Origin of the sequence: uncultured Bifidobacterium sp. (assembly GCF_945269915.1) — a bacterium.
In the GTDB taxonomy this organism is placed as follows: Bacteria; Actinomycetota; Actinomycetes; order Actinomycetales; family Bifidobacteriaceae; genus Bombiscardovia; species Bombiscardovia indica.
Window position 1 is genome coordinate 20,651 of the sequence record NZ_CALYOY010000019.1, and the last position, 21,657, is coordinate 42,307.

A 21,657-nucleotide genomic window follows, 5' to 3' on the forward strand; every position below is an offset into this window, starting at 1 on the left:
AACAAGCATATTGCCCGCCAGCTCGCCTACAGGGCAGGCGGAATCCTTGGAGGCAAAGATGGATATTGAATTCGGCATCAGGAACGTGGCCCGCACGGTCAACTTCAGCATGGACGCCAAGGCCGAAGAGGTGGCCGCCCACATCAGCCAGGCCCTGAGCGCAGGAGGCCCCATCGATCTGGTCGACGACAAGGGCCGTCACATCATCGTCCCCAAGGATGCCCTGGGCTATGCGGTCATCGGTTCGGACACCACCCACCCGGTGGGCTTCGGCGCCCTGGGTGGCGCCACCGACTGAGATTGGTCAGACCCCACATGCGGTATTTGGCAGGCCGGTAAAGACCCTCACTCCGAGGGATACCCCACCGGCCTGCTTCCGTATGCCCGACGGACAATCCGCTCCACCACCGGGGCACCGGTACGGTTCTCCCCCAGTTCGTTGGGCTTGCCATCACCGTGCCAGTCGGACCCGCCGGTCACCAGGAGGTCCCAGCGTTCAGCCAGGGCCAGCAGCCGTTCGCGCTCCTCGGGCGGGTTGTCGCGGTGCCGGACCTCCAGGCCGTCCAACCCCTCCCTGACCAGGTTTCCTATCTGCTCGTCACTGAGGAGGACCGGGTTGCGCTTGGTGGCACCCGGGTGGGCGATGACCACGACCCCACCGGCATGTTTGACGGCCTTCAGCACCTGGTGGGTGGTGGGCGACGGGGTGGGCAGATAATAGGGGCTGGAGGAGGAACAGACCCCGGCGAAGGCCTCGCTCCGGTCGCGATAGACCCCCGCCCCGACCAGGGCGTCGGCGATATGGGGACGGCCGACGGTGGTCCGGCCACCCTCCTTGACCTGGTCGAGCACATCCGTCCAGGTGATTGGGTAGTCCCGGGATATCCTGTCGACCATGGTCCTGGTCCTGGTCAGCCTGGCCCGCCTGGTCCGCTCGAAAAGCCTGGTTATGACCTTGTCTTCGGAGTCATAGAGGTAGGCCAGCATATGGACCGAAACGTTCCGGTCCTCAGCCGTGATCTCGGTGCCCAGGAGCAGGGGCATCCCCGCCCCCTCCGCGGCCTGCGCGGCCATCTCCCAGCCGGCGTTGGTGTCGTGGTCGGTGATGGCCAGGCCTGCCAGCCCTCGTTTCCCGGCCAGGGCGACCATCTGCGCGGGGGTCATGGTCCCGTCGGAAAACACCGTATGGCAGTGCAGGTCCCACCCCGGCCCGTCCTGGTCCAGGTCGGGGTTCACCCCTGTCTCATGAGTCATGCCTCCATCCTAAACTCGTTTTCGTATCAACGCCCTGAGCGAGCACTCCCCTTGCAGGAGTTGCACCTTCTTCGGGACCATTCCGACCTACCGAGGTGGTGGCCATGAGCGAGCGGAATTCCGGAACAACCTCACCGGGCTGGCGCCATGGGCATGTCTGGACCTATCTGATGGCCGGCATCGCCTCTCTGGCGGCCCTCTTCGCCAGCCTGATCCTGTCGGCGGAGACCCTCCAACTGGCCCGGAACCCCCAGGGACGACTCAGCTGCGACATCAACTCCGTGGTTTCCTGCTCAACCGTGGCCCAGTCCTGGCAGGCCGAACTGATTCACCTGGGCACCCTGCCCATCCCCAACGCCTTCCTGGGTCTGGTCGCCGAGGCGGCCTTCCTGACCCTGGCCGTGGTCGGCCTGAGCGGGGTCAGGCTCCCCTCCTGGCTGGCCGGGTTGACCTGGTTCGGCTCACTCCTGGCCCTGGCCTATGCCACCTGGCTCTTCACCCAGTCGGTCTTCGTCATCAGGGCCCTCTGCCCTTGGTGCCTGGTCCTGATGGCCTCCACCAGCATCCAGTTCATGGCCTTCGGTCACGCCACCGTGACCGTCCAGGGACTTCCCTCGCAAACCGGCCGCCTGCCCGGTCTGGGGCGGGGGCTACGTACTTACTACCGTCTGCACTTCGACCTGATGGTCGACCTGGTCTGGCTGGTGGCCCTGACCACCATCATCCTGGTCACGGAAGGGTCGGCACTCTTCGGGTGATCAGGTCAGATTCCGGGGAATGTCCTCCAGGGTGAGACGGGACACAAGCCTGGCCTCACCGGTCAGATGGACCTCCTGATCGTCCACATCCACGCCCAGGACACCGCCGCCCACACGGATGGTCCAGTGGTCCAACCCGGTCAGGGCCCTGAGCACCACACCGCTGGCGCTGAGCCCGGTCCCACAGGACAGGGTCTCCCCGACGCCACGCTCATAGACCCGCATGGCGGCATGACCCCTTCCGGCTTGGGAATCCATGGATTCCAGACGAAGGAATTCGATGTTCTGCCCCTCCTCCAGACCAGGATGGGCACTGGGCTGCTTCTCGAGATCCAACTCGTCCAGGTCGGGCAGGTCGCTCCTGGACAGGAGTGTGGTGACGGCCTCAGGCAGACCGGCCGGGGTCGGATTCCGCACGGAGACGCCTGAACTTGCATCCGCTCCAGCCACGTCGGAACCACTCCCGACAGGGCCCTTTCCCAACCCGGCCAGGACCACCACATGGGGATTGCCCATGTCAACCAGGGTTCCCGGAGCCGAGCCGTCCAGGGCACCGCCGTCCACCATCCGACCGCCCAGGGGGCCCATCGTCCAGGCCCCGATATTGACGGTGAAGACATGCCCACCGTCGTCGGACATGGGGCTGCGGGAAACGATGCGCTTGACCCCTGCCCGGGTGCCGAGCAGGAAGGACGACCCCTCCATGGTCGGTGCCAGCCCCTGTTTCTGGGCGAAGAGGGTGATGGCGCGGGTGCCATTGCCGCACATCTGGGCCAGGGATCCGTCGGCGTTTCGGTAGTCCATGAACCACTGGCAGCCGAACCGGTCGCACCCCTCGATGGCCTCCTGGTCCAGGTCGCTGACGTCCCGGGGATGGGCCAGGCGAATCACCCCGTCGGCACCGACCCCGAAATGCCGGTCACAGAGCCAACGCACCTGGTCGGCACTGGGCTCCAGGTTCCCCTGGGGATCCTCATAGACCACAAAATCGTTGCCCGTCGCATGCATTTTGTAAACAGTCCGGGGAATACTCATGGTTGTAGGGTACGGCCATTCACCGACAGGATAGGCTTGTCATTCAGCTTGGAAAGGAGCTGCCAGATGGGTTCAGGGGCACCGATCGGGATCTTCGATTCCGGACTCGGAGGATTGAGCGTCACCGCCTGCATCCATGACCTCCTCCCCTTCGAGGACCTGCACTACTTCGGCGACTCGGCCAATGCCCCCTACGGAACCAAGTCTCCCGAGGCAGTGGCCCAACGCTGCATGGCCATTGGCGACCGGTTCATGGACCAGGGCGTCAAGGCCATGGTCATCGCCTGCAATACGGCCACCAGCGTCTGCGTGGAGGAGATGCGGCAGCGCTACCCGGTCCCCATCATCGGCATGGAGCCCGCCCTGAAGCTGGCCTGCCAACGGGGCGACGGACGCCCCCAGCGGGTCATCGTGGCGGCCACCCCCCTGACCCTGAAGGAGGACAGGTTCTCCCGCCTGATGGACAGGTTCAAGGCCACCCACGCGATTTTCACCCAGCCCTGTCCGGACCTGGTCCGGATTGTGGAGTCCGGCCACCTGGATGACCATGACCTGGTCGATGCCACCCTCCACCGGTACCTGGACCGGTACGACCTGGACACCATGGACTCGATCGTCCTGGGATGCACCCATTTCGTCTTCTTCCGGGGGCGAATCGCCAGAATCTGCCCACCCGGACTGGCCCTGATAGACGGCAACGGGGGAACGGCCAGACACCTCCGGAATCTCCTTGCCGAGTCCGGTCAATTGAAGGATGATGGGGCCCCGGGCAGGATACTCATCGCCAACTCGGATCCCTCTGCCCGGATGCTCGAGTACTCCCGCCATCTGCTCGAGTCGGGCAGGGGCCGGGCTTGTCCATCATCCGCGCATAAGCTGTAGGGGACAATCGACGAAACGAGGTGTCTCATGGGAACGAACCGAACAGCTGTCATCGATGTGGGCGGCGGGTACCGTTCCATCTTCGGCGCCGGCGTCTTCGACCGTTGCATGGAGGAGGGCATCAATTTCGACCACTGCTACGGGGTCTCGGCAGGCAGCGCCAATCTGGCTTCCTTCCTGGCAGGGCAGCTCAGGCGGTGCTACAAGTTCTACACGGTCTATTCCTCGAGGAGGGAATACGCCGGGGCCGGTAACTTCGTCAAGGATGGCAGCTTCGTCAACCTGGACTACGTCTACGGAACCCTCTCGGCCCACGACGGGGAAAACCCCCTGGACTACCAGGCGCTGATGAAGAACCCCGCCGGGTTCACGGTCGTGGCCTGCAATGCCCTGGACGGCTCGGCAACCTACTTCGACAAGTCCGACCTGGCCCAGGACAACTACGACATCCTCAAGGCCTCATCCTCGGTGCCGGTGGCCAACAAGGCCTACATGATCGACGGGATCCCCTACCTGGACGGCGGCATCGCCGACCCGGTTCCGGTCCGGAAGGCCCTGGACGAGGGCTATGACCGCATCGTCCTGGTCCTGACCCGTCAGCGGGACATCCTGCGCGAGCAGAAGAAGGACGTCCTCCCGGCCAGGATCCTTGCCAGGACCTACCCGGCCGCCGCCGAACGGCTCATGGAGCGCTACAAGACCTACAACGACGAGGTGGCCTTGGCCAAGGAGGCCGAGAAGAAGGGCAAGGTCCTGATCCTGGCCCCCGACAGCCTCTGCGGACTGACCACCCTCAGCAAGTCCCTGAAAGGGCTCAATGAGATGTACGACAAGGGCTACCGGAGTGCCGAGGCCATCAAGGACTTCCTGGTCGGCTGAAGCCCGCAGGCCGATCACCGAACCTGATCGACCTGCTTACGGAATACGACTGACCCGCTCACCCAACCAGCGGGCGAACTGTGATTGACGATTCTGCCCTACCGCTCATCCTGGGTGGACTGGGCGGTCATCATGGCCGTGGCCATCTGGTTGAAGAGCTCGTTGTACCCACCGGGGGTCGCAGCAGGCAGCACGAGAGTCTTGGCATTGTCGGACTCGGCCATGGACCGCATCACATCCAGATACTGGTTGAACAAGACCACGTTGTTGACTGCGTCGATATCCATGCCGACGGCCTTCAGGCTGTTGATCTGATCGACGATACCGTTGGCGATCTCGCGCCGGTAGTTGGCCTGGCCCTCACCCTGCATACGGGTCTTCTCCGCATCGGCGCTGGCCTGGGTCTCGATTTCAATCCTCCTGGCTGCGGCCCGTTCCCTGGTGGCCTCCTTCTCACGCTGTGCGGCGTTGATGGAGTCCATGGCCTGCTTGACCTGGGCTGAGGGATCGATGGCGGTGACCAGGGTCTTGATGACGGAGAAGCCGAAGCGCCGCATCTCCTGGCCGACGGTCTGCTGCACGTCGGAGGCGATATCGTCCTTGCGGGCGAAGGCGTCATCCAGGCTCAGGGAGGGGATGGCGGAACGGAGGGCATCTTCCATGTAGGAGCGGAGTTGCCCGGCCGGGTCGCCCAGCTCGTAGTATGCCGTGGCCACGTTCTGCGCCTCGACGCGGAACTGTGTGGATACCTCCACGGTGACGAAGACGTTGTCCTTGGTCTTGGTTTCCAGCTTCACGTTGAGCTGGTTGACCCTGAGGTTGGTCTTGGTGGCCACCCTGTCGACAAGGGGGATCCTGACGTGGATTCCGGCCAGGACCACCCGGTGAAACTTGCCGAACCGTTCAATGATGTAGGCCTGCTGCTGTGGCACCACGAATATGCTCAGCATGAGACCTAACAGAATGATGACCAAAAGGCCTATTGCGATACCAGAACCCATCTTCCTGCTCCTTTGATTCCGAACGGCCCACGGCCCCCACTCCAGGACCAGCCGCCTCCGACAGTCGTCATGACCACCATACATGAAACCGAACATGGCCATGATTGCACCGGAGCGCGGAAATACCGTGGAAGCCGAACCAGGGGGAATACACTCGGCCTTATCAGCCCGCGCCGGAACCGTGGACGAATTCACCACTTCTGAAAGGACGATTCATGACACTGCTTCGCAATACCAATACGGAGATCTTCCCCCTGGTCCTGGGAGGCAACACCTTCGGCTGGACCAGTGACGAGCAGACCAGCGACAAGGTCCTGGAGGCCTACGTCGAGGCCGGCGGCAACCTGATTGACACCGCCGACGTCTACTCGGCCTGGGCACCGGGCCACTCCGGCGGCGAATCGGAGATTATCCTGGGGCGCTGGCTGGCCAGAAGCGGCAAGCGCGACAAGGTATTGGTGGCCACCAAGGCCAGCCAGCATCCCCAATACCCCGGGCTGTCGGCCCGGAACGTCGAAGCCGCCGCCGATGCCTCCATGCTCCGCCTTGGCGTGGATGTGATCGACCTCTACTACGCCCACTTCGATGATCAGAAGACCCCCCTGGAGGAGACCGCTGCAGCCTTCGACAAACTGGTCAAGGAGGGCAAGGCCCGGGCCATCGGCCTGTCCAACTACTCCCCCGACCGAATCCGCGAGTGGTTCAGAATCGCCCGCCAGAACGACCTGACCCTCCCAGTGGCCCTGGAACCCCAGTACAACCTGGTCTACCGCAAGGCCTACGAGGGTGGCCTCATGGAGGTGGCCCGGGATGAGGACCTGGCCGTATTCCCCTACTTCTCCCTGGCCTCAGGTTTCCTGACCGGCAAGTACCGCACCCTGGACGATCTGAAAGGCAAACAGCGCGAGGGGATGGTCAAGGACTTCTTCACCCAGGAGGGTCTGGACGTGGTCTCGGCCATGGACGGCATCGCCAAGGCCCACGGCGTGGAGTTGGCCACCGTGGCCCTGGCCTGGCTGAACCACCGCCCTCAGGTTGCGGCCCCAATCGCCTCCGCCCGGACACCAGAGCAGCTGCCGGCCCTCCTGGCCGCGGCCAAGCTGGAACTGAGCGACAAGGAGATCCAAACCCTCAACGAGATCAGCGACAAGGTCGGCGCCTGAGTCTGAGGTCTGAGGTCACCGCCGCGAAGATGGTTTGACTGTGGTGGCCCGAAAATACAAAAGGGCTTCCATCCCGGTCCGGATGGAAGCCCTTTTCCGTGTCCTGCAATCAGGCCTTGGCCAGATCCACCTGGGGCTCGGTCAGTCCGTCAGCGGCCTTGACCTCCAGGCTGGTGGCCAGGGTCTCCTGACTGATCAGGTTCCGGAACTGCTCGGCCTTGGGGGCATCCGCCGCAGGCAGGGTCAGGGTCAGGCTGATCCGGTCGGCTATGTCCAGGTCGGCGGCCTTGCGGGCGTCCTGAACCTGCCGGATCAGGTCCCTGGCGTATCCCTCGGCCATGAGGTCATCGGTGAGTCGGGTGTCCAGGATGACGAATCCGCCGGTGGGCAGCGCGGCTGAAGCCGACTGGTCCGCCTGCGCCCCGTCCTCCTGTTCGATCCTGTTGTCAAGCTGATACTCGGTGGGCTCCAGGGCCACGTCACCAGCGGGGGTCTGGACCACCACCCGGCCATCCTCCTCCCGCCAGGCTCCGGCCTTGGAGGCCTTGATGACGAACTGGACCTGCTTGCCCAGCCTGGGCCCGGCGGCCCTGGCATTGACCTTCAGGTCATGGATGATGCGCAGGCCACGCTCCTGGGCCTGATCCAGAGTGCAGAACCCCACATCCTTGATGTTGAGCTCGGCCTTGAGGATGCCCACATAGGGGCGGGCGGCATCGGGGTCGCGGTCGATCACGGTCAGCCTGGAAAGGGGCTGACGAACCCGGATCTGCTCGGACTTGCGCAGGGAGAGGGTGGCGGAGACCACCTCGCGGACCTTCTCCATGGCGGCGACCAGGGCCGTATCGTCCTTGACTGCCCGACCCAGCTCGGTCTCCTCGCCAGTGGCCTCGTCGACCAGGAAGGGCCAGTCGGCCAGATGGACCGACTCCCCTCCGGTCAGACCACGCCAGACCTCCTCGGCCTCCATGGGGGCCAGGGGTGCCAGGACGCGCGAGAAGACCTCCAGGACCGTGTAGAGGGTGTCGAAGGCCTGGTGGTCCTCACTCCAGAACCGGTCGCGGTTGTTGCGGATGTACCAGTTGGTCAGCACATCGATGAAGTCGGTGACCGCATCGCAGGCATCCGAGATGGCGAAGTCGTTCAGGGCCTTCTCGACCGACAGGACCAGACGGCGCAGTCGGGCCAGGAGGAAGCGGTCCATCTCGGGCAGGTTCCCGACCCGGTCGGCCGTCAGCCGGTGCGCCTCATACCCTGCTCCCCCATTGGCCGCGTTGGCGTAGAGGGTATAGAAGTAGTAGGAGCTCCAGACCGGCAGCATGACCTGGCGGACCGTGTCACGAATCCCGTCGGCCGTCACGACCAGGTTCCCCCCACGCAGGATGGAGGAGCTCATCAGGAACCATCGCATGGCATCGGAACCATACTTGTCGAAGACCCCGTTCACGTCCGGATAGTTGCGCAGGTGCTTGCTCATCTTCTGGCCGTCCGAGCCCAGGACGATGCCGTGGCAGATCACGTTCTTGAAGGCCGGTCGATCGAAGAGGGCCGTTGACATGATGTGCATGGTGTAGAACCAGCCACGGGTCTGGCCGATGTACTCCACCACGAAGTCGCAGGGGTCCCTGTCCTCGAAGTACTGCTTGTTCTCGAAGGGGTAGTGGAACTGCGCGAAGGGCATGGAGCCCGACTCGAACCAGCAGTCCAGCACGTCCGAGATCCTGTGCATGGTCGACTTGCCTGTGGGGTCGTCGGGGTTGGGCCTGGTCAGCTGGTCGATCCAGGGCCGGTGCATGTTGACCTGGCCCTTGTCGTCGGTCGGGTAGCGGCCGAAGTCCCGCTTGAGCTCGTCCAGGGAGCCGTAGACATCCACCCTGGGATACCTGGGGTCATCCGATACCCAGACCGGGATGGGGGACCCCCAGAACCGGTTGCGGGAGATGGACCAGTCACGGGCGTTGGCCAGCCACTTGCCGAACTGGCCGTCCTTGACGTTCTCGGGAATCCAGTTGATCTCCTGGTTGAGTTCCAGGAGGCGGTCCTTGATCCTGGTGACGGAGACGAACCAACTGGAGACCGGCTTGTAGATCAGCGGGGTGCCGCAACGCCAGCAGTGGGGGTAGGAGTGGACGTAGCTCTTCTCCTGGAAGAGGATGGCCCGGTGCTCGGCGGGAATCCGGCCCAGGGGGCCATCGCCGGCGCGCAGGTTACGGATGATGGGCAGGTTGGCATCGAAGGCCTGCATCCCCTCGTAGTCCGGGCACTCGCCGGTGAAGACGGCACCGGCGTCCAGGGGGTCCACGGTCCTGATCCCCTTGGCGTTGAGGGTGTTCATATCATCCTCGCCGTAGGGGGCCTGGTGGACCAGTCCGGTTCCCTCGACGGTGTCCACGTAGTCGGCCGTGTAGATGGTGTAGGCATTGGGGCCGGGCGTCCCGCCCTCGGCCAGGGCCTTATCGTCCGCGTAATAGGGGAAGACCGGCCAGTAACGCCAACCCTCCATCTCGGAGCCCTTGAGGGTCCGGACCACCTGGTAATCCTCCCCCAGCTGCTTGGCATAGTCACCCAGACGGGCCGTGGCCAGGTAGAACTTCTTCCCGGCATAGTCGCCGCTGACCGGGCTGACCTCGGAGTACTCGATGTCGGCACCGACCACGATGGCCAGGTTGGTGGGGACGGTCCAGGGGGTGGTGGTCCAGAAGACCGCGTAGGCATCCTCCTCGTCCCTGAGCCGGACGGCCACGGAGACCGTGGTGTCCTGCCGGTCCTGGTAGACGTCGGCATCCATGCGCAGCTCATGGTTGGACAGTGGGGTCTGATCCTTCCAGCAGTACGGCAGCACCCGGTTTCCCTGGTATGCCAGTCCCTTGTCATAAAGGGTCTTGAAGGCCCACATGACGGACTCCATGTAGGGCACGTCCAGGGTCTTGTAGCCGTGGTCGAAGTCGACCCAGCGGGCCTGGCGGTGGACGTAATCCTTCCACTCGTCGGTGTACTTGAGGACGGAGGAACGGCAGGCGTCGTTGAACTTCTCGATGCCCATCTGCTCGATCTGGTCCACGCTGTCGATGCCCAGCTCCCTTTGGGCCTCCAGCTCGGCGGGCAGGCCATGGGTGTCCCAGCCGAACACACGGTTGACCTTGTGGCCCTTCATGGTCTGGTAGCGCGGAATCACATCCTTGACGTACCCGGTCAGGAGGTGACCATAGTGGGGCAGGCCATTGGCGAAGGGGGGACCGTCGAAGAAGACGAACTCGTTGTCGGCATGGTCACCCGAGGGCCTGCGCTCCACGGACTTGTTGAACGTGTCATCCCGGTCCCAATACTCCAGTACCGACTCCTCCATGTGGGGGAATGAGGGATTGGGGGTCACCTGGGAAAGACCCTGGTCCACCACGGCCTTGGGATAGACATTGCCGTCCTGCTTGTCTGGTTCAGTGGATTGGCTCACCGTTCACGCTCCTCGCTGGTTGTTCCTGTAACCACGCCGAGGACGATGGGACCCAATCAGGTCCACCGCGGTACCACCTCGCTTGCCCGGCCAAGACACCCTGCCGGACCGCTTCATCAGGGCTGTGCGGGCCCACCCGTCGGGTCTACTGGGAACCAGCCCGGGGCTGGTTCTGTTCTTCCGAAGGCTCCCCGCTGATGACGGATCAAGGCCCATTGGTCAACAGATTATACCACCCTCATGAAATCATTGACTGGCTTTCGTATCCTGGGACCGGACATCCGCAAGACGGGACACACCAAAAAGCCTTGACCAGGATGACCCGCCCTGTCGGCAGGCTGCAATGAAAGACCACGGCAACGACCTGGAAGACCTTCCGCAGAACAGCTCTGCCCCTTGGAAGCAAGAGGCGCTACTTCTGGAAGCAATCGGGGTTGGCGAAATCCCCGGGGACGGTGCCCAGGGTGTCGGCGGCACCCAGGATTTCGCGCCAGGAATCGAGCGAACGACCATAGGGCCGAGCCTGGGCACCGTGTACCTGAAGGTCGGCCTTGGCCAGGAGGACCTCCTCCTCGGTCAGGCCGGAGAAGAGGGATTCCAGGCGGGCCAGCTGGCCCGGGTCATAGAAGTCGTGGCCGATGATCTCCAAGAGCCGTCCCGCACGCTCCTGGGGCAGGGAGTCCCAGTGTCGCAGCTCGATGTAGTTCTTCAGCCGCACATCGTTGAAGTGCGTGGTCAGGATATGGGCCACTTCATGCTCGTTCAGGGGGCGGTCGGGGTAGATCTCGGCCGCATTTTCGTGCCAGCAGATGAAGAAGGGCTTCTCATGCCGGTCCCGGACCTCAGGTGTCTGGGAGACATCGGCCACCATGAGCGGGGTGGAAAGGAGGTCGACCGCATAGTCCTCCCAGCCGAACCCCTCCTCGTAGAGTCCGGGGATGAGCCCGGTGCGCTGGACGTCCAGCCAATCCCAGATGCGCTGCCGACGCAACGGCAGGGTGTTGACCTGGTCCTCGAAGATCGGGGTGTTGCGGAAGAAGTAGGCCAGGATGGGACCGATGGCGGTGCCCAACCTGATCTTGGCGACCGCGTCCCGCTCATCCCGGTAGTCGATGCTGACCTGGGTCGAGGCGGTGCTCCGCATCATCATGGGCCCGCACTGGCCGATACGGCCCAGGTAGGTGTTCATGACATCGTAGCGTTCCTTGGGATTGACATGCACGTCACGGAAGGAACCGGCAGGCCGATATCCGTACTCGACCAGGCGGAAACCCAGCCGTTCGGCGATCGGGTCCACCTGGCTGCGGAAGCCTCGGTAGAGGGACTCGAATTCATTCCGGTCCCTCAGAACCCCCAAGGAGCATTCCACCTGGCTGCCGGGCTCCAGGGAGACCACGCACCCCGGCCGGCTCAGCCCAACCAGGAAACCATCTTCCCGGTACTCCTTGTCACCGTCATAGAGCGGTTCCAACTCCTTGAGCAGGGCCGCTATGCCGGTCTCACCCTCGTAGGGAACCGGGGCATCGGTTCCGTCGTTGCGTACCGGAAGGTGCTCGATCTCGACGCCGAACCCCTGGTCGGCGGCCGACTTGGCCCCATGCTCGAAGTACCGGACCAGGCTGGCTACATGCTTGGGGTTCGGAACCGTCAACAGGTGCGCATACCCGACACCTCTGCTTTTCCTCATGCTGTCATGGTAGGAGGCGGACTCCCCCGACGGAAACCAACACACCATAATCCGATACCCTCCCCGTTAACCACATTGCACTATCGTGACTGGCCTTGGCCGAAGGTATCCCCCTCACCGACTTGAAGGGCAAAACCAGACCGGTCCTGCCGGGAACCCCATGGGACCCACCAGGACCGATCGAGGCATGAGGAGAATGCCTGCCGAGTCATCCGAGGACGTCCGGCGCCCCTTCCTTACCGAACGGTGAAGGCCACCTTCTGCAGGTCGTTTCTGCGTGAGGAGTGACCGATCAGCACCTCGAATTCTCCCGGCTCAACCTTCCGGTCGCCCTGGGCGTCAACCAGGGTGCAGTCCGACACGGGAATCCCGAAGTGGACCCGGGTGGTTTCACCGGCCTCCAGGTGGACCCTCCGGAAGGCCTTGAGTTCCCGGTCCGCCCAACTGACCGAGGTGACCAGGTCGCTGATGTAGACCTGGACGATTTCCGTTCCGGCCCGCCGACCGGTATTGGTCAGGTCGACCTCCACCTCGACCGTGTCCTCCGGACCCACCTCGGCCGGACCCGTGAGCCTGGGCTGCCCGTATGCAAAGGTGGTGTAGCCCTGACCCTCGCCGAAGGCGAAGGCCGGGTCCTGGGTCAGGTCGGCATACCGGTTGCCGTGCTGGCCCCGAATCTGGTTGTAGTAGACAGGCAACTGGCCGGCATGGCGGGGGAAGGTGATGGGCAGACGACCGGTGGGTTCGACCTGCCCGGTGAGGATCCGGGCCAGGGCACGCCCGCCCTGCATACCGGGGCTGGGAACCCAGATCAGGGCCTTGGCCGCCTCGGCGGAGGGTGGCAGGATCAGGGGCTTGGACGACATGAGGACGATGACCATGGGCTTGCCGGTCTCGGCCAGGGCATCCAGGAACCGGGCCTGGGGACCATACAGGTCCAGGGTGGCGGTCGAGCGACCCTCCCCCACCAGTTGGACCACATCACCGACCACGGCCACGATCAGGTCGCTGGCCTTGGCCGCCTCGATGGCCTGGTTGAACCGGGCCTGGTCGACAAGGGCCGGGGCCGCCACCTTGGGCCGGGGCTGCCCATCCGGGTAGAGAGCCCCGTCGGGGTCATCCACCAGGCGGGCGATGTCGATGCCGGAAGTGCAGGTCAGGGTCCAATCGTCGGGCAGTTCCTGGCGGAGGCCGTCGGCCACGGTGGAGATCATCTCCCTGGGCTGGTCCTGAATCCAGTCACACTGACCGGACCCGCCGGCCCAATCCCCCAACTGGTTCTGGGCATCGTCGATCAGGGGACCGACCAGGGCGATGGAGTGCGACTTTCCGTCCGCGCAATGGCCCTGGTCATCCAGGCCGCCGAAGAGCGGCAGGGCACCCTTGTTTCGCAGAAGGACCATGGATTCCTCGGCCACATCCAGGTTGAGCTGCTGGTGCCCGGGGGAATTGATGACCACCTTCTGGGCCTGGGGATCAGGCAGGCGCGGGTCCTCGAAGAGTCCCAGACGGAACTTCAGGGCCAGGATATGACGAACGGCCCGGTCCAGGTCCTTCTCGCGGAGCATCCCCTGGTCCAGGGCGTCCAGGGCCCCCTGGTAGAAGCCGGGGGTGGTCATGACCAGGTCGTTGCCGGCCCTGACGGCGGCTGCGGCGGCGTGGGTGTAGTCGGGCTGGACCTTCTGCTCCCAGACCATGCGCCCCACGTTGTCCCAGTCGGTGATCAGGGTGCCCTGGTAGCCCCAGCTCCCCCGCAGAACATCGTTGAGAAGCCAGTCGTTGATGGTCACTGGTGTGCCGTCAATGGACTGGTAACCCAGCATGAAGGTGGCCACCCCCTCCTTGGCCAGGCGCTCGAAGGGCGGCAGGAACCATGAAAGGAGCTTGCGGTGGGAGAGGTCGGCCTCGGAGGCATCACGCCCTCCCTGGGTCTCGGAGTACCCGGCGAAGTGCTTGGCCGTGGCCAGGACCGAGTCCTTGGCCAGAGAGCCGGACAGGGCCGAGCCGCCCTGATACCCCCGGACCAGGGCCGAAGCCATCTCGCCGATCAGGTAGGGGTCCTCGCCGAAGGTCTCGTCGACCCGACCCCACCTGGTGTCACGGGCGATGCAAAGAACCGGCGAGAAGGTCCAGTGGACACCGGTCGTGGCCACCTCCCGTGCCGTGGCCCGTCCCATCCTCTCTACTAGGTCGGGATCGAAGGAGGCAGCCATGCCGAGTTGTTCGGGGAAGATCGTGGCACCGCGGAAGAAGGAGTGCCCATGGATGCAGTCGTCACCGATCAGGAGGGGGATGCCCAGCCTGGTACGACCGGTGGCCCGGTTGGCCCTGATCATGTTCTCCGGAGAGACATGCAGGAGGGAACCGGCGTGCTGGTCGATCACTTCCTGATCCACATCCAGACGAGCATCCAGCTGCATCATCTGGCCGACCTTCTCCTCACGGGTCATGCGGCCCAAAAGGTCGTTCACCCGTTCATCCACCCCCAGCGCGGCATTCCTGTAAGGCATATCCTGCCTGTTCGCTTCCTGCACCATATGGGCACCTTCCTTATGAGATGACTACTTGATGATGATCGCCAGATCCCAAGGACCGATGTTCAGGGTCTGCCCGGCTGAAATGCTGCGTTCCGGTTCCGACTCCCCATCGGCCACCAGGAGGCGGCCTTCGAAGGGTGATTCGATTCGAACAGGTTCGGCACTGTAGTTGAGCAGATAGGTAACCTGTTCCCCCAGCGCGTTGATACCTTCCCGCACACTGACCTTACCAACCAGGTCCCTGGCCGGACCGGTGACACCTGCGGCATCAGCCGCCTCAGCGAGAAGACCCCGCATCCCCTCCGCCGAAGGAAGGGTGCCGATCCATTCGGCGCTGCCCCGACCGTAACCGTGACGGGTCACGGCCGCATACCGCCCCCAGACCGGATGGTCGTAATGCGCCAGGACCCGGGTACCGGGGTGTGCCTTCAAGAGCTCTATGAGTCCCTGGCTGACGGGACGATCGCCATCCGCCATGGTCAGGTCCAGATTCAGATCCTTGCCCGGACGGGTGAATTGGCTGTAGTCTATGCCGAATACCTCCGTCAGGAGGTGCGGAGCCTTGTCGTGCCAAACCTTCAGATTCTCATCGGTGACGAAGGACCTGAGTGTTGCCACCAGATGACCGCCCCGCTCGACGTAACACGCAAGCGACTTCAGAGTTTCCTCATCCGTGCTGTACAGGGCAGGGACGATAAGCATGCCATAGCGTCCCAGAAGGTCGGCATCAGCCTGGTCATTGACGAAATCGCACTCGATGTTGAGCTCGAAGAGGGCGTCATAGACCCTCCTGACCACGTCGTTGTAGGAAATCTCCCCATCCCGACGGGGGAAACCCGTCTCCAGGGAGAACCAATTCAGAGCAGTCAGGGAATCGTTGCCCACCATGATGGCGACCTTGTTCCGCTTGTGGAGGTGCACCAGATGCTCCCCCACCTCCTTCTGCCCTATCTGCCTGCCGAACCGACCGGCCTCCTCATAGGTCGGATTGGGCTCCATATCATGAGAGAGCAGACCCTTCCAGTAGGTCTCGAATGAGTTGTGGATGGAATGCCAATGCCAGTACATGACACCATCCGCCCCGGAGGCCAGGTGGCTATAGGCCTGAAGACGCAACTGCCCGGGATAGGGCAACCAACCGTGCTGCCCCTGGGCTTCGGTCTCCAGCACGAGATAATTGGCCCCGCCCTTGATGCTTCGGGCCATGTCCCCACCGAAGGCGATTTCCTTTCCGGTCAGGTCATCCTCAGTGGGGTGATAGATGTCCACTCCGGCGATATCCAGGCAGGGGGCCGCCTCGAAGTGATCGACTGCAGGCTGGACCCCATAGGACCAGCCCGGACTCCAATCAAAATCGAAATTATGGGTAACGAACTGGTCGTCGCGAGCGTATTCACGCACGATGCCGGCCTGCCAGGCCAGGTACCGACTGACCTGCGTCCGGCGGAAGTGGTCAAAGGCAGCCCCCAGGGACCCGTTGATGGTCCCGGTGACATCGGGGAAGTCCTCCCAGGAATCAATCCTGTTGGACCAGTAATCCAAGCCGTAGGCGGCATTGAGGCGATCGAGATCGTCATCGAACCGCTGCCGCAGATCCTTGACGAAGAGCCGCTGCATGTCGGGCGAAACCGAGTCGTAGTACTTGGTTTCGTTATCGACCTGGTAGCCAATCACCTCTTTTCTCTGGGCGACATGGCTGATGAGCTTGCGGATGACCCGCTCGCCGTAGTAGCGGTAAGAGGGGTTGACGATGTCCATGATCTGTCGGGCCCCGTACCGGGTGGGCCCCTGGGGGGTGACCGCCAACACATCGGGATGCATGGCAGCCAACCAGGCCGGAACCGCATACGTGGGCGTACCGACGATGACATCGATACCCGCCCTGCCTGCAGCATCCAGGGCGCGGTCCACATGGGTGAAGTCGAAGAACCCGGGCTGGGGTTCCAAGGTGCTCCAGGTGGATTCGGCTATGCGGATGGTATTGATTCCAGCGGCCTTCATCATGGCCATGTCCTGGTCCGTCCGCTGCTCCGGCATGTACTCGTCGTAGTAGGCGCACCCGAAGATCGTCCTGTCCGGAACACGGCCTTGAGGCCCATGTGGATCCGACGAATCCCGGGATCGTGTGGTCTTATCAGACATTGGAATCTCCGATCTACAGGAGGAAGGTGTTGAAGGAGCGCGGTTCCAGCGTCACCCGGAACCCCTGCGCGGAGCTTGCACCACGCTCTCCTGATGAGAAGGAGAAGGGCATGGGGCGGTCCAGGGCGTTCTGAGCGACTACCACAATCGTACCGTCAGGGTTCCTGAAGGCCAGTGACATGGAGCTGAAGTGCCCCCGGGTTTCAAGGAGTCGGGCGCCCGGACGCACGTAGTGGGAAAAGTGCCTCATCACGTAGTATTCAGGGTTACGCCGGACCACGCCGGTTGCCGTATCAATCGAGAAAAGGGAGTTCTGCCTCCACCCCCAGGTCGATATGCCCTCGCCCAGGATCATGTTCCAATAGGTGTAACAGGTGGCTCCGGCACGGAAGTAACGGTTGATCAGGGAGAAGACGTACTCTGCGTACTCCCAGGTGTTGTTGCCCATGCCGCATTCGGATTCCGTCTGCTCCAGCTCGATCTCGGGCCAGGACTGATGGGTGCGCTCGATGTCGTGCTGGCCTGCCCACTGGTACCCGATTCCGGAGATGTACCGACGGCACTCGTCATCGAACAGGATGTTGTCAACATACCTGTTGTAGTTCTCCAGGGTGATGCCCTCGGGACCGAACTTCATGTCCTCGGGACCGTTGAGGGTACCCAGGAAGATGGAGGTCTCGGGAGCCTCCTTGGCGAAGAGCGGTCCCAGATAGTCACGGATGAAGATGCGCATGTCCTCACTTGACCAGAGGCAGGATGGAAACTTCTGATCGGCGAAGACCTCGTTCTGGACATGGAGCTGATCGATGTGGATGCCCCGTCTGTCATATTCCTGCACGTACCTGAGAAGGTAACGGGCATAGGCTTTGAGGTTCTCGGGGGTCATGACGATACGGCCGTAGTTGTAGGCCTTTGGATTCTTCATCCAGGTGGGAGGGCTCCAGGGGCTGGCGAAGAGCCCCATGCCCGGTTGGAGCTCCTGGGCACGACGGATATAGGGAATCAGCGTCTGTTCATCGTGCTCGACACTGAAATCTTCCAGACCGTAGTCGCCATCGGTCTCGTCGTAGCTGTACCAGCCTGCAGCGAAGTCATTGGCCGCGACCGGGGTCCGGTTGAAGGCCAGATTCAGTTCATCGGGGCTGAAGAGATCCCGGATGATCCGGTCCTGGTCCTCCCTCCCCAGCTTCTGCAGGGGCAACCAGCCGAGCTCATTGAAGCATCCTCCGAACCCTCTCAGGGTCTGAAGTTCCTTGCCGGTTGACACCAGGTCCTGAGAAGCTGCCGCCACCCCGACATCAAGGTGCCGGGTCTGCAGTGTCTGATCCCGCGTGGTCTCGATCCATACCGGTTCTGCATCGGAAGAGGTATTCATGGTCATGGTTTCCGCTCCTTTTGTGGATTGCTTGTCTGTACCAACCCCGCTCGCACACCAAAACGTTGTGATCGTGAGCGGGGTCAAGCATTTGATTCTTTATTTATTTGACGCCCTTGATCGTCATGATGAAGACGCAGCCGATCAGAGCAGCGGCGATGGCTGTGGGGAAGGCAGCGGCATAACCCCAGGTCAGGGTGATGAAGGACATGACCAGAGGACCCGTCATCTGGCCAAGTGTGGTGGCCAGGTTGAGGATACCGAGGTCCTTGCCCGCCTCATCCTTGCTGGGCAGAACATCGACGTTCAGAGCTTGATCGACCGAGGAATAGACACCATATCCGAAGCCGGCGATGCCTGCATAGAGGTACATGCCCATGACCGTCGGGCTGACCCACGGCATGGCGATGCCGATGGCAAAGAGTACCGAGGCGATGATCACAGGCACCTTGCGGCGGCCGATGATGTCCGATATGGGCCCTGAGACCAGGGAACCCAGGAGGGATACGACCATCGTGATGATGGACATGACGGAGATGGTGGCGGCGGCCTGGGTCACCGACTGCCCCACGTACTTCTCGACGATGTACATCTGGTAGGCGGAGATCATCTGGTAGCTCAACAGCATGCAGAGCCTGCCGGCAAAGGCCTTGTAGAAGTCGTGAGCTCCATGGAAGCGTGGCGGCTGGAAGGACCTGAGAACGTCCTTGAAGGTGCCCTCGTCCTTGGGCAGGTAGGCGGCGGAACTTTCCCTGGGCATGATCAGTATGGCCACGATGCCACCGAGGAACATGAGCACGCCGGCGAGGATGAAGCCTGGGAGCATATGGGTCACCATGGATGCACCGATCAGGGAACCGATGGGCGAGCCGATGGTGGAACCTGCACCGTAGAAGGCGGACAGGGTTCCACGCACGCCCGAGGGCACACGGTCAGACAGGATGGCCACCATGGGGGCGATCATGCAGTTCAGACCGAACATGCAGAGACAGTACACGATGGTCAACAGGATCGGGTTTGTGGTCATACCCGTCAAGAAGAGGGTCACACCGCCCAGGAGAGCGCCTCCGATGATCCAGGGGGTCCTGCGACCGTACCGGGAACGGCTGCGATCCGAGAAATTACCGAAAAGCAGGTTGGAAACCAGCGAGGCCACGGCGGTACAGGCATTGACGATGCCCATCAATGCCTCTGGAGCCACACCCGGTACCTGCTTCAGATGCTCTGGCAGGAGCACGATGCTGACGATTCCCAACCCCGACATCCACAGAACACCGAACAACAGGAAGCTCGCGCCAAACCTGAGCAGGGTCTTCCTGGGTACCGGCTTACCTGTTTCGGGCGATAGCAGCGGATCCTTTTCGGCTGCGGCCAGGGCTGCCTTGTGCGCCTGCAGACGCTCTGAATTCCCCAACTCCGGGGTTACCGAGTCGCTCATCGTGTCGACCTCTTTCACACTAGTCTTCTCTGACATATCCAATGCATGGTAGGCAACATATCTAATATGCATTAGATATTTATATCTAACGACCACTCGATAAGTTTGTCAAGTCGCTGATCTAATTACCGTCGAGAAGCTCGCCCTTTCTGCTCCAGAGGAAATCCGGAGGGCGGAATCGTCCCCAAGCCATGCTGCCGAGGCTCTGTACGCCCGTCCCCATGTAGGATGAATAGCATCGAACCGGAAATGACCGAGCACATAAGGAAGAAAAGGAGCTGCAGGACCACAGACATGGCGAGCCGAACCAGAAAAACCCCGGAAACCAGACGAGCGGAAATTACCCGGGCCGCAGCTCACCTCATTAGCCGGCATGGCTATAACGGCATCTCGCTCAAGGATGTAGCCGACCTGGTGGGGATGTCACAGCCCGGCATTCTCCATTATGTAGGCAGCAAGGAAGGCCTGCTCTCCCTCCTCGTCACCGATATCTATGATGTCAACGGCACACCCGAGGAATTCGTCCAGACGGGACTACCCGGATCAGATCCAACCCACCCCCGTCTTCCGGCCTATTTCGATTACCTGGTTGAGCATAATGCCGGACGGCCCGAACTCACCCGGCTCTATACGGTCCTGCAAACAGAGGCCATTGCACCCAACCACCCCCTGCATGACTATTTCATCCGCAGACCAGACAGCGTATGGGAACATTATTCCGCCTTTCCTTGGAAACTCCCCGACGGCCTGGAGTGGGAAAGGGACATGCGGGACTACGTTAGGATGAGCCTGGAAGTCATGGACGGCATTCAGATACGTCTGCTGCGCAAGCCGGAGATCGACTATGTCCAGGAGTGGAGACGGTTCGGGAACCTGCTCTTCCCCTCCCCGACCTGGGATGACTGCCGCTGACCGAAATCACCGTGACCGGACGGATGCAAGACGGGGATGTCCGGCCAAACCGATCACACCAGTCCGATGCAATGCATGGAATCAGCCTTCCTGGCCCATTCTGAAGGGACGGACGTCATAGGGGGCCTGGTACCTGCGGTCCTTCCAGAAGTACTTATAGTCGTGGTCGTCAATGGGTCGAACGACCGTGCAGGGGTGACCGTAGGCAACCACGTCGGAGGGAATGTCCTTGCTGACCAGGGATCCGGCCCCGATGACCGTATTGTCTCCGATGGTAACACCCGGCATGATGATGGCCCCGGCCCCGATCCACACGTTTCTGCCGATGGTGACCGGAACCGTGAACTGGGGAGTACCGCACTCGCGCACATCGGGGCGGATGGCGTGGCCTGTGGTGACGATGGTGACGTTGGGTCCGAACATGGTGTGGTCGCCGATATCGATACGCCCGTCATCCACCAAAACCAGGTTGAAGTTGGCGTAGCACCTGCTCCCCCAGTAGGTGTTGCAGGCCCAATTGGCCCGGACCGGCCCCTCCACCCAGCTTCCGTCGCCGAAGGAACCGAACATCTTCCTGCAGAGGGCCTGCTTCTCCTCCACCTGGGAGGGACGGCAGGCATTGAAGTCAAAGACCATATCCTGTTGGGCGTCCTGGATCTCCTTCATCTCGGGCGTATCGGCAATATAGATCTGGTCGGTGTCCAGTAGTGCCATGATCTCCTCGCGGCTGGTCATGGATACCCCTCTCTCTCCTTGGTTCTGACGGACCTCCCCACGGTGGGGCGGGCCGTATTCACCCCTCCGGATGGAAGGTGAACGGTTCCGGGTCGGCGGGTGCCATTTACACTCGCCGGCCCCGGCTTGGCTACAGGCTCTCCAGGACCTTCTTCCGGTCATCGTCCAGCACGAGGCCGGAATCATCGGACTCCAGGCCTTCCTGCTGCATACCCCGACCGGTCGATTCCGATGCCCCGACCGCTGCGGCATCCCCCTGGTCCGGGTTCAGGTCTTCCCGGTCGCCGTGCTTTTTCGCAGCGGCGATCATCAGCTTGATCCTGTTGAGCTGGTTGGCCTCCGAGGCACCCGGATCGTAGTCGATGGAGACGATGTTGGCCTCGGGATAGGTCCTGCGGATCTTGCCGA

17 protein-coding genes are annotated in these 21,657 nt (G+C 62.5%); 6 read left to right on the plus strand and 11 right to left on the minus strand.

The annotated features are described in order from the left end of the window. Positions 1-58: 58 nt before the first annotated feature. Positions 59-298 (plus strand): DUF3107 domain-containing protein, encoded by a 240-nt coding sequence (locus tag Q0K62_RS04860; protein ID WP_297316856.1) that lies wholly within the window; start codon positions 59-61, stop codon positions 296-298. Between the two features lie 47 nt (positions 299-345). On the opposite strand, the gene Q0K62_RS04865 is transcribed toward Q0K62_RS04860, so the two are convergent. After that, positions 346-1,254 carry a PHP domain-containing protein gene (locus tag Q0K62_RS04865; RefSeq protein ID WP_297316857.1) on the minus strand — a complete coding sequence of 303 codons (909 nt, stop codon included), beginning with the start codon at positions 1,252-1,254 and terminating at the stop codon, positions 346-348. A gap of 104 nt (positions 1,255-1,358) precedes the next feature. On the opposite strand from Q0K62_RS04865, the gene Q0K62_RS04870 reads away from it, so the two are divergent. Next, positions 1,359-2,012: a vitamin K epoxide reductase family protein gene (locus Q0K62_RS04870; RefSeq protein WP_297316858.1), complete on the plus strand. Its 654-nt coding sequence runs from the start codon at positions 1,359-1,361 to the stop codon at positions 2,010-2,012. Here the strand turns inward: Q0K62_RS04870 and Q0K62_RS04875 are convergent, their stop codons facing one another. Next, entirely contained in the window at positions 2,013-3,020 is a 1,008-nt protein-coding gene (locus tag Q0K62_RS04875; RefSeq protein WP_297316859.1) for a diaminopimelate epimerase, read from the minus strand. A 93-nt stretch (positions 3,021-3,113) separates the two neighbouring features. Between Q0K62_RS04875 and murI the strand changes: the two genes are divergently transcribed. Together murI and Q0K62_RS04885 are read left to right on the plus strand one after the other, a co-directional pair. After that, the gene (gene murI, locus Q0K62_RS04880) at positions 3,114-3,929 is read left to right on the plus strand and encodes a glutamate racemase (RefSeq protein WP_297316860.1); all 816 of its coding nucleotides are present in this window, start codon (positions 3,114-3,116) and stop codon (positions 3,927-3,929) included. 27 nt (positions 3,930-3,956) lie between these two features. After that, entirely contained in the window at positions 3,957-4,808 is an 852-nt protein-coding gene (locus Q0K62_RS04885; protein ID WP_297316861.1) for a patatin family protein, read from the plus strand. Between the two features lie 98 nt (positions 4,809-4,906). On the opposite strand, the gene Q0K62_RS04890 is transcribed toward Q0K62_RS04885, so the two are convergent. Further along, entirely contained in the window at positions 4,907-5,809 is a 903-nt protein-coding gene (locus tag Q0K62_RS04890; RefSeq protein WP_297316862.1) for an SPFH domain-containing protein, read from the minus strand. A 215-nt stretch (positions 5,810-6,024) separates the two neighbouring features. Between Q0K62_RS04890 and Q0K62_RS04895 the strand changes: the two genes are divergently transcribed. Then, positions 6,025-6,972: an aldo/keto reductase gene (locus Q0K62_RS04895; RefSeq protein ID WP_297316863.1), complete on the plus strand. Its 948-nt coding sequence runs from the start codon at positions 6,025-6,027 to the stop codon at positions 6,970-6,972. Positions 6,973-7,081: 109 nt separating this feature from the next. Here the strand turns inward: Q0K62_RS04895 and ileS are convergent, their stop codons facing one another. The 6 genes from ileS to Q0K62_RS04925 form a co-directional block, all read right to left on the minus strand. After that, on the minus strand, positions 7,082-10,423 hold the full coding sequence (ileS, locus tag Q0K62_RS04900) for a mupirocin-resistant isoleucine--tRNA ligase (RefSeq protein ID WP_297316864.1): 3,342 nt from the start codon (positions 10,421-10,423) through the stop codon (positions 7,082-7,084). A gap of 412 nt (positions 10,424-10,835) precedes the next feature. Further along, positions 10,836-12,110: a glutamate-cysteine ligase family protein gene (locus tag Q0K62_RS04905; protein WP_297316865.1), complete on the minus strand. Its 1,275-nt coding sequence runs from the start codon at positions 12,108-12,110 to the stop codon at positions 10,836-10,838. Between the two features lie 236 nt (positions 12,111-12,346). Beyond that, the gene (locus tag Q0K62_RS04910) at positions 12,347-14,647 is read right to left on the minus strand and encodes a glycoside hydrolase family 3 N-terminal domain-containing protein (RefSeq protein WP_297316866.1); all 2,301 of its coding nucleotides are present in this window, start codon (positions 14,645-14,647) and stop codon (positions 12,347-12,349) included. Between the two features lie 24 nt (positions 14,648-14,671). Next, positions 14,672-16,789 carry a beta-galactosidase gene (locus tag Q0K62_RS04915; protein WP_297316867.1) on the minus strand — a complete coding sequence of 706 codons (2,118 nt, stop codon included), beginning with the start codon at positions 16,787-16,789 and terminating at the stop codon, positions 14,672-14,674. 13 nt (positions 16,790-16,802) lie between these two features. Next, the gene (locus tag Q0K62_RS04920) at positions 16,803-18,170 is read right to left on the minus strand and encodes a glycoside hydrolase family 30 protein (protein WP_297316868.1); all 1,368 of its coding nucleotides are present in this window, start codon (positions 18,168-18,170) and stop codon (positions 16,803-16,805) included. Positions 18,171-18,267: 97 nt separating this feature from the next. Continuing rightward, positions 18,268-19,602, minus strand: a complete 1,335-nt coding sequence (locus tag Q0K62_RS04925) for an MFS transporter (protein ID WP_297316874.1) — start codon at positions 19,600-19,602, stop codon at positions 18,268-18,270. Between the two features lie 294 nt (positions 19,603-19,896). Between Q0K62_RS04925 and Q0K62_RS04930 the strand changes: the two genes are divergently transcribed. Continuing rightward, on the plus strand, positions 19,897-20,514 hold the full coding sequence (locus tag Q0K62_RS04930; protein ID WP_297316869.1) for a TetR/AcrR family transcriptional regulator: 618 nt from the start codon (positions 19,897-19,899) through the stop codon (positions 20,512-20,514). 81 nt (positions 20,515-20,595) lie between these two features. Here Q0K62_RS04930 and Q0K62_RS04935 read toward each other — a convergent pair whose 3' ends face one another. Together Q0K62_RS04935 and Q0K62_RS04940 are read right to left on the minus strand one after the other, a co-directional pair. Further along, entirely contained in the window at positions 20,596-21,249 is a 654-nt protein-coding gene (locus Q0K62_RS04935) for a sugar O-acetyltransferase (protein ID WP_297316870.1), read from the minus strand. Positions 21,250-21,379: 130 nt separating this feature from the next. Beyond that, a partial coding sequence (locus tag Q0K62_RS04940) for a hypothetical protein (RefSeq protein ID WP_297316871.1) occupies positions 21,380-21,657 on the minus strand: 278 nt, incomplete at its 5' end.

What these genes read in the sequence shown, in the direction of transcription:
- Q0K62_RS04905 (WP_297316865.1), bottom strand. Translation starts at nt 12,110, where the DNA reads ATGAGGAAAAGCAGAGGTGTCGGGTATGCGCACCTGTTGACGGTTCCG.
- Q0K62_RS04930 (WP_297316869.1), top strand. Translation starts at nt 19,897, where the DNA reads ATGGCGAGCCGAACCAGAAAAACCCCGGAAACCAGACGAGCGGAAATT.
- Q0K62_RS04885 (WP_297316861.1), top strand. Translation starts at nt 3,957, where the DNA reads ATGGGAACGAACCGAACAGCTGTCATCGATGTGGGCGGCGGGTACCGT.
- Q0K62_RS04920 (WP_297316868.1), bottom strand. Translation starts at nt 18,170, where the DNA reads ATGACCATGAATACCTCTTCCGATGCAGAACCGGTATGGATCGAGACC.
- Q0K62_RS04910 (WP_297316866.1), bottom strand. Translation starts at nt 14,647, where the DNA reads ATGGTGCAGGAAGCGAACAGGCAGGATATGCCTTACAGGAATGCCGCG.
- Q0K62_RS04895 (WP_297316863.1), top strand. Translation starts at nt 6,025, where the DNA reads ATGACACTGCTTCGCAATACCAATACGGAGATCTTCCCCCTGGTCCTG.
- Q0K62_RS04915 (WP_297316867.1), bottom strand. Translation starts at nt 16,789, where the DNA reads ATGTCTGATAAGACCACACGATCCCGGGATTCGTCGGATCCACATGGG.
- murI (WP_297316860.1), top strand. Translation starts at nt 3,114, where the DNA reads ATGGGTTCAGGGGCACCGATCGGGATCTTCGATTCCGGACTCGGAGGA.
- Q0K62_RS04870 (WP_297316858.1), top strand. Translation starts at nt 1,359, where the DNA reads ATGAGCGAGCGGAATTCCGGAACAACCTCACCGGGCTGGCGCCATGGG.
- Q0K62_RS04935 (WP_297316870.1), bottom strand. Translation starts at nt 21,249, where the DNA reads ATGACCAGCCGCGAGGAGATCATGGCACTACTGGACACCGACCAGATC.
- Q0K62_RS04890 (WP_297316862.1), bottom strand. Translation starts at nt 5,809, where the DNA reads ATGGGTTCTGGTATCGCAATAGGCCTTTTGGTCATCATTCTGTTAGGT.
- Q0K62_RS04865 (WP_297316857.1), bottom strand. Translation starts at nt 1,254, where the DNA reads ATGACTCATGAGACAGGGGTGAACCCCGACCTGGACCAGGACGGGCCG.
- Q0K62_RS04860 (WP_297316856.1), top strand. Translation starts at nt 59, where the DNA reads ATGGATATTGAATTCGGCATCAGGAACGTGGCCCGCACGGTCAACTTC.
- Q0K62_RS04875 (WP_297316859.1), bottom strand. Translation starts at nt 3,020, where the DNA reads ATGCATGCGACGGGCAACGATTTTGTGGTCTATGAGGATCCCCAGGGG.
- Q0K62_RS04925 (WP_297316874.1), bottom strand. Translation starts at nt 19,602, where the DNA reads ATGAGCGACTCGGTAACCCCGGAGTTGGGGAATTCAGAGCGTCTGCAG.